Here is a 7096-nt window from a genome sequence, read left to right as displayed (position 1 = left end):
GCGGACTCGCTGCTCGCGGTGAAGTTGACGACGGCGTAGACGCCCTCGGTCTTCTTCTGGATCTCGTATGCGAGACGGCGGCGACCCCAGATGTCGACGTTGTCGATCGTGCCACCATCGTTGGTGATGACCTTGAGGAACTTCTCAAGGTTGGTGGCGACGAGGCGCTCGTCGATCTCGGGGTTGAGGATCACCATCAGTTCGTACTGGTGGATGTGCGTCACTTACCCACCTCCTTCGGACTAGAACGGCTCCCGGGCATTTCCCGGAAGCAGGAGGGTGTGTGCACTGTCCGTTCGCATGCGCCGAGTGGCGCGGTGAACGGACAACCTCGACAGTCTAACGGATGCCACCCCACGCGTGCGACCGCGCGATGCGTGGGTGCTCCGCGCGGCATCCTCCCCCGGCATTCGATAGCGTGAGCGCGTGCAGGGGGACATGTCGGGGAGCCCGTCGATGTCGACGGGCGCCGTCAGCGCCTCTGTGGACACCCGGCCGCACCACCTGGGGGAGATACTGCGATGACGACACCTGCGGCATCCGTTCCGTTCGACACGCGCGCGCTGACCGAGCCGGTCGATCGCGCCGCGATCAAGGCCCACAAGCAGCATCTGGTGGCCTCCGGGCGCGCCCCGTACGACGTGGGACTGCCGATCACGGTGATCATCCTCATCGTGGTGGGCGTGATCATGATGACCGGGTTCGGGAGCCTCGGCGCGGTCTTCTTCAGCATCGCCTCCTCGACGGGAGGGGGGTTCGGGCTGCTCGCTCTGCTCCCGCTGCTGCTCGTGGGAACCGTCTTCACGATTGTGATCGTCGTCATCGTGCGGTCGTGGCGTGGAAGTGGGGAACGCCGGTATCGGCTCGACCGGTTCGCGGCATCCAACGGACTCACGTTCTACCCCGAAGCGAAGGACCCGCCGCTGCCAGGTCTGATCTTCCATCAGGGGTCCGCCCGCACCGCGTCCGAGATCTTGCGGGGCGGCCAGCCGCGGTGGGTCGAGTTCGCCAACTACCGCTACACGACCGGGTCCGGCAAGAACAGCACCACGCACAAGTGGGGCTACATCGCGATCAGGCTGAACACACCGTTGCCGCACATCGTGCTGGATGCCGTGGGCAACAACGGCCTGCTGGGCTCGAACCTGCCAGCGGCGTTCGACAAGGAGCAGCGACTCAGCCTCGAGGGCGACTTCGACCGCTACTTCACGCTCTACTGCCCCGCCGGCTACGAGCGGGACGCTCTTTACCTGTTCACGCCCGATATCATGGCCCGCTTCATCGACAACGCCGCGGCCCTCGACGTCGAGATCGTCGACGACTGGCTGTTCCTCTATGCCCGGCGCGACTTCTCCACCCTGGACCCGCGCATGTGGGCCTGGCTGTTCTCCGTGGTGGGGGCCATGCTCGACAAGCTCGCGCAGTGGGAGCGGTGGCGCGACGAGCGGCTGGTCCAGCCCGAGCAGCACGCGCACGCGCTCGCGACCGCTCAGGCGGGGCACGCGGCCGCTCAGGCGGAGCACGCTCTCGCCGGGGGCGCCCAGACGCTTCCGTTCACCCCACCGACCGAGTCGCTGCGCCCGCCGCTCGGCGTCGCGCAGCAGGGACAGCGCCTGCGGCGGCGCGTGCCGTGGGCGACCATCATCGCCGTCGGGCTGTTCGGCTTGCTGTGGCTCGGGATGCAGCTGTTCATGCAGACCGGGATGTTCGGCATGCTCGGCGGGATGCGGTGACGCACCCCACGACGGCGGCATCCGTGCCCTTGGACACCCGACCGCTGACGCAGCGCGTCGATCGCGCGGACGCCCGTGCCTTCACCAAGGAACTGCGTGCGTCGAGGCGCATCGAGAACGAGGTGATGGCGAGCATCATCGGGTACGGGGTGGCCCTGCTGTTCTTCGTGGGCCTCGTGCTGCTCGATGTGCTGACGTCACGGTCACCCTTCCGTGTCGCGCTCTCCGAAGCAACGCCCCTGATCGTCGTGCTGCTGGTGTGCGCCCTGGTAGCGGTCGCCGTCACCTTCTTCTCGCAGGGGCGCGTGTCGACCCGGCGGTATCGGCTTGATCGCTTCGCACGCGCCAACGGGATGCGTTACGTGCCGGAGAAGGGCAATCCGTCATTTCCGGGAATGATCTTCGGCTCCGGGTCTTACCGCCGCAGCTTCGACGTGGTGCAGGGCAAGGGGCCGCGCCGCGTCGAATTCGCGAACTACGTCTACACCACCGGTTCCGGCAAGCATCGCCGTACCCACCGCTGGGGATACGTCGCGGTCAAGCTCGACATCCCGCTGCCGCACATCGTGCTGGATGCCACCGGCAACAACAGCCTGTTCGGATCCAACCTGCCGACGCTGTACAAGAAGGAGCAGCGTCTCAGCCTCGAGGGCGACTTCGACCGCCACTTCGCGCTCTACTGCCCCGAGGGGTACGAGCGCGACGCCCTGTACCTGTTCACCCCCGACGTCATGGCGAGGTTCATCGACAACGCGGCGGAACTCGACGTCGAGATCGTCGACGACTGGCTGCTCATGTACACCAAGCGCAACGCGAGCACGACCGACCCGGCCACCTGGGAGTGGCTGTTCGGAGCCGTGGCGGCCGTGCTCGACAAACTCGACCAGTGGGAACGCTGGCGCGATGAGCGGATGCTGCAGGCGGCATCCGGCGATTCCCGCGCGGCCCATGGGAGGGCGAGGGGTGGCACGCCGGCGGGGTCGCTGCCGTTCGCTGCGCCCGCCGGGCTGCTGCGCCCGCCCCCCGGCGTCGCGCCCCAGGGGCGCCGCCTGACCACGCGATTCCCCTGGCTGCTGACCGGACTGTGCGTTGTCGCGGTGGTGCTGTACCTGCTGCTGGACCTTCCCGGGTAGCCGGATGGGGTTCCGGCCCACCCCACCCCATCGCTGAGGTCCGCGGGGGCGGGCGGGCGGGAGCTACGGCGCCGCGGGTGCCAGGCCGAAGTGGGTCAGCTCACCCTCGGTGAGCATGCGGGAGCGCACGATGAACCGCAGACCTGTGGGGGATTCGACCGAGAAGCCGGCCCCACGGCCGGGCACGACGTCGATGGTGAGGTGGGTGTACTTCCAGTAGTCGAACTGCGCCTCGGAGATGAACACCTCGATCGGGTCGTCCAGCCCGACGCCGAGCGAGGCGAGGTGCACATCGCTCGGGCCGGTGAGGAACATCCCGACCGGAAAGCACATGGGCGCGCTGCCGTCGCAGCATCCGCCGGACTGATGGAACATCAGCGGCCCGTGCTGCGCCGTCAGATCGCGCAGCAGGGCGGCCGCGGCATCCGTCACGGCCACCCTGCTGAACGTCGTCTCCATGTCAGAAGAAGCCCATCGGACCTTCGGCGTAGGACACCAGCAGGTTCTTCGTCTGCTGGTAGTGGTCGAGCATCTTCAGGTGGTTCTCGCGGCCGATGCCCGACTGCTTGTACCCGCCGAACGCGGCGTGCGCCGGGTACTGGTGGTACGTGTTGGTCCACACCCGGCCGGCCTCGATCGCACGTCCCGCCCGGTAGGCGATGTCGCCCGTGCGGCTCCAGACTCCGGCTCCCAGACCGTAGAGGGAGTCGTTGGCGATGGAGATCCCGTCGTCGAAGTCCTCGAAGCTCGTCACCGAGAGCACCGGCCCGAAGATCTCCTCCTGGAAGATGCGCATGTCGTTGGTGCCCTCGAACACCGTCGGCGCGACGTAGTAGCCGCCGGTGAGGTCGCCGCCGAGGTCGACGCGCTCCCCGCCGGTGAGCAGCTTCGCCCCACCCTGCTTGCCGATGTCGATGTACGACAGGATCTTCTCGAGCTGGTCGTTCGAGGCCTGCGCGCCGAGCATCGTCTCGGGGTCGAGCGGGTTGCCCTGCCGCACCTTCGCAACGCGCTCGAGGCCGTCGGCGAGGAACGAGTCGTAGATCGATCGCTGGATGAGAGCGCGCGACGGGCACGTGCACACCTCGCCCTGGTTCAGCGCGAACATCGTGAACCCCTCGAGCGCCTTGTCGTAATAGGGGTCGTCGGTCACCCGCGCGACGTCTTCGAAGAACAGGTTGGGGCTCTTACCGCCGAGCTCGAGCGTCACCGGGATGAGGTTCTGCGACGCGTACTGCATGATGAGCCGGCCGGTCGTGGTCTCTCCGGTGAACGCAACCTTGCGGATGCGCTTGTGCGACGCCAGCGGCGCCCCGGCTTCGATGCCGAACCCGTTGACGATGTTCACCACGCCCGCCGGCAGCAGGTCGCCGATGATGTCGAACAGGAACAGGATGGATGCCGGTGTCTGCTCAGCCGGCTTGAGCACGACACAGTTGCCCGCGGCCAGGGCGGGGGCGAGCTTCCACGTCGCCATCAGGATGGGGAAGTTCCACGGGATGATCTGCCCGACCACCCCGAGGGGCTCCTGGAAGTGGTAGGCCACGGTGTTCTCGTCGAGCTGGCTGATCGAGCCCTCCTGCGCGCGCAGGACCCCCGCGAAGTAGCGGAAGTGATCGACGGCGAGCGGGATGTCTGCGGCGAGGGTCTCGCGGATCGGCTTGCCGTTCTCCCAAGTCTCGGCGACGGCGATCTTCTCGAGGTTGGCCTCGATGCGGTCGGCGATCTTGTTGAGGATGATCGCCCGCTCGGCGGGGCTGGTGCGCTTCCAGTCGCCGAATGCCTTCCAGGCGACGTCGACGGCGCGGTCGATGTCCTCGGCGGTGCCGCGGGCGACCTCGGTGAAGGGCTTGCCCGTCACCGGGGTGATGTCCTCGAAGTACCCGCCCTTGATCGGGTCGACCCACTCTCCCCCGATGTAGTGCCCGTAGCGGGAGCGGTATTCGGCCAGCGAGCCGTGCTCGCCGGGTGCTGCGTAAACACTCGAGACGCCCTCTTCGACGATCGTCATGTCTGTCTCCTTCGACTGTCCATGGATGGTGTGCTGCACGGGTGCGGCGACCCTGCCGCTGCCGGGCACGCTACGCCCCGCGACGTTGCATCGGGTTGCGCCGGCTCACGTCTCGAGTGCGGCGACGCGGGCGACGAGACCTGCACGGCGGGGAGAGCGCGGCGGGAGCATCGCCAGGCACAGTCGCAGCACCTCGACGTCGTGCTCCCCGTCGGCCGTGTCGGCGTAGGCGAGCAGAACCTCGACGCCCGCCTCGCCCACCAGGGCCTCGCGCAGAGTCGCGCGCACCGAGTCGCGCAGCAACTCGACCCCAGGGGCGACCGAGTCCGGGAGCACCGGGCCGGGGTACGCCGACAGGGCGACGCGGTGCGCCCCGCGGTCGAGCAGCGACACCACGTGCTGCACGTCGGTCTCGAGCGGGGCGGGCAGGCGGTACGGGCGGGATGCCGGTACGAGGTGGGGCGCGGCACGCTCGAGGACGCGGCGCAGCCGCACCATCTCGGGGCGCAGCGTCTCGGTCGCCGCCGTCCCGTAGACCAACTCGCTGAGCGCCTCGGCGGTGAGACCCTCGCGGTGGCTGGCGAGCATGAGCAGGATCTCGGCGTGCCGGGCGCTCAGCTCGCGGACGGTCTGGGTGCCTTCGGCGCCCGCTTCCAGCAGCGCGCGGTCGCGACCCAGCACCCGCAGGGTGGCGTGCGTCGTCACCCGTGGCCGCGATGCCCGCCGCCGGGGCGCCTCGGCCCGTGCCCGCAGCCGGGCGACCATGAGCTCGCCCTCGATCGCGCGCGCGGTGGCATCCACGAGCAGCTGGGCCTGGGGGGTCGCCGCCTCGGCCCCGCCGGTGACATCGATCATGCCGAGGAGCCGCCGGGTCTCGGGGTCGTGCACGGGTGCCGCGGTGCACGACCAGGGCTGCACGAACCGGTTGAAGTGCTCGGCCTCACGGATCTGCACGTGCGCGTCGAGGGCGAGCGCCGTTCCCGGGGCCGAGGTGCCGACGGCATCCTCCGCCCAGTTCGCGCCCGCGATGAAGCCCATGTCCCCCGTGAGGGTGCGCACGCGGCGATCCCCTTCGACCCAGAGCAGGCGGCCGGCCGCGTCGCCGACGGCGACGACGACACCGGCCTCGTCGGGCGAGCCGGGGAGAAGGAGCGCGCGCACCATCTGCATGACGCCGGCCAGCGGGTGCCCGCGGCGGTATATGTCCAGCTGCGCCTCGGAGAGATCGAGGCGCGGCAGCTGCTCGGCGCCGACCGCCGAGGCCAGCGAGCGCCGCCACGACTCCCGCACCAGCGGCCGGACGTCGGCGAGGCGAGGGTCGGCGAGGTTGCCGGCGAGCAGCTCCTCGTGGGCTCGTTCGACGAGGAGGCGGGAGGTCGCGGGCGAGACCTCGCGGCGCATGGACCACGACGACGGCATGCGGCTCCGATCATCGGTGAGGGAGCTGGTGCCGCTCAGTGTAGGGGCGGCGTGACGGCCGGTCGAGGGCTGCGCCGTGGGCTGCCCCCCGTGAGACGAATGCTGACGGCCGAGACCGTGGGAAACGACCAGTGTCTCGGCCGTCAGGTGTCGTCTCACCGTGCGGACGCGGGCGCGGCGGGCGCGGCGGGCGACGCGACGCGCCCCGGGAACGCGGTCAGCCCCGGGCGGCCCACCAGGCGCGCAGGCGCTGCTCGGCCTCGGCCTCGTCGACGACGCCCTCATCCAGGCGCACGTCGAGGAGGAACCGGTACGCCTCTCCGACGACCGGCCCGGGCGGGATGCCGAGGATCTCCTGGATCCGGTTGCCGTCGAGGGCCGGGCGCATCGACTGCAGCTGCTCCTGCTCGGCGAGCTCCGCGATGCGCCGCTCGATGTCGTCGTACGCCGAGCGCAGCCGCGCGGCCTTGCGCTTGTTGCGGGTGGTCACGTCGGCGCGGGTGAGGATGTGCAGGCGCTCGAGCTCGTCGCCGGCATCCCGCACGTACCGACGCACGGCCGAGTCGCTCCACGCGCCCTCGGCGTAGCCGAAGAACCGCAGGTGCAGCTCGATCAGCTTGGTCACGCTGGCGATCGTGTCGGAGTCGAAGCGCAGGGCCTGCAGCCGTTTGCGGGCCAGCCGCGCGCCCTTGACGTCGTGGTGGTGGAAGGTCACCCCGCCGCCGTCCTCGAGCCGCCGCGTGGCGGGCTTGCCGATGTCGTGAAGCAGGGCGGCGAGCCGCAGGCGGACGTCGGGCGCG

General features: G+C 69.7%; 7 protein-coding genes. 2 read left to right on the top strand and 5 right to left on the bottom strand.

Features of this window, described 5'->3' with window-relative positions:
- The coding region (rpsF, locus tag NQ160_RS15345; RefSeq protein WP_257516052.1) for a 30S ribosomal protein S6 at nucleotides 1-197 on the bottom strand (197 nt) is incomplete at its 3' end.
- A 324-nt stretch (nucleotides 198-521) separates the two neighbouring features.
- Between rpsF and NQ160_RS15340 the strand changes: the two genes are divergently transcribed.
- Nucleotides 522-1733, top strand: a complete 1212-nt coding sequence (locus NQ160_RS15340; protein WP_257516051.1) for a DUF3137 domain-containing protein — start codon at nucleotides 522-524, stop codon at nucleotides 1731-1733.
- Complete coding sequence (locus NQ160_RS15335) at nucleotides 1730-2866, top strand: hypothetical protein (RefSeq protein WP_257516050.1); 1137 nt, start codon at nucleotides 1730-1732, stop codon at nucleotides 2864-2866. Before NQ160_RS15340 ends, NQ160_RS15335 begins: the two co-directional genes overlap by 4 nt.
- 63 nt (nucleotides 2867-2929) lie before the next feature.
- On the opposite strand, the gene NQ160_RS15330 is transcribed toward NQ160_RS15335, so the two are convergent.
- The 4 genes from NQ160_RS15330 to NQ160_RS15315 all read right to left on the bottom strand — a co-directional run.
- Entirely contained in the window at nucleotides 2930-3325 is a 396-nt protein-coding gene (locus NQ160_RS15330) for a DUF779 domain-containing protein (RefSeq protein WP_257516049.1), read from the bottom strand.
- A gap of 1 nt (nucleotide 3326) precedes the next feature.
- Complete coding sequence (gene exaC, locus NQ160_RS15325) at nucleotides 3327-4877, bottom strand: acetaldehyde dehydrogenase ExaC (RefSeq protein WP_257516048.1); 1551 nt, start codon at nucleotides 4875-4877, stop codon at nucleotides 3327-3329.
- A 105-nt stretch (nucleotides 4878-4982) separates the two neighbouring features.
- The gene (locus NQ160_RS15320; protein WP_257516047.1) at nucleotides 4983-6296 is read right to left on the bottom strand and encodes a transcriptional regulator; all 1314 of its coding nucleotides are present in this window, start codon (nucleotides 6294-6296) and stop codon (nucleotides 4983-4985) included.
- A gap of 217 nt (nucleotides 6297-6513) precedes the next feature.
- The coding region (locus NQ160_RS15315) for an HD domain-containing protein (RefSeq protein ID WP_257516046.1) at nucleotides 6514-7096 on the bottom strand (583 nt) is incomplete at its 5' end.

The organism is Microbacterium sp. zg.Y909 (assembly GCF_024626565.1).
This window is presented reverse-complemented; position numbering and strand designations above follow the sequence as displayed.

What these genes read in the sequence shown, in the direction of transcription:
- exaC (WP_257516048.1), bottom strand. Translation starts at nt 4,877, where the DNA reads ATGACGATCGTCGAAGAGGGCGTCTCGAGTGTTTACGCAGCACCCGGC.
- NQ160_RS15340 (WP_257516051.1), top strand. Translation starts at nt 522, where the DNA reads ATGACGACACCTGCGGCATCCGTTCCGTTCGACACGCGCGCGCTGACC.
- NQ160_RS15330 (WP_257516049.1), bottom strand. Translation starts at nt 3,325, where the DNA reads ATGGAGACGACGTTCAGCAGGGTGGCCGTGACGGATGCCGCGGCCGCC.
- NQ160_RS15320 (WP_257516047.1), bottom strand. Translation starts at nt 6,296, where the DNA reads ATGCCGTCGTCGTGGTCCATGCGCCGCGAGGTCTCGCCCGCGACCTCC.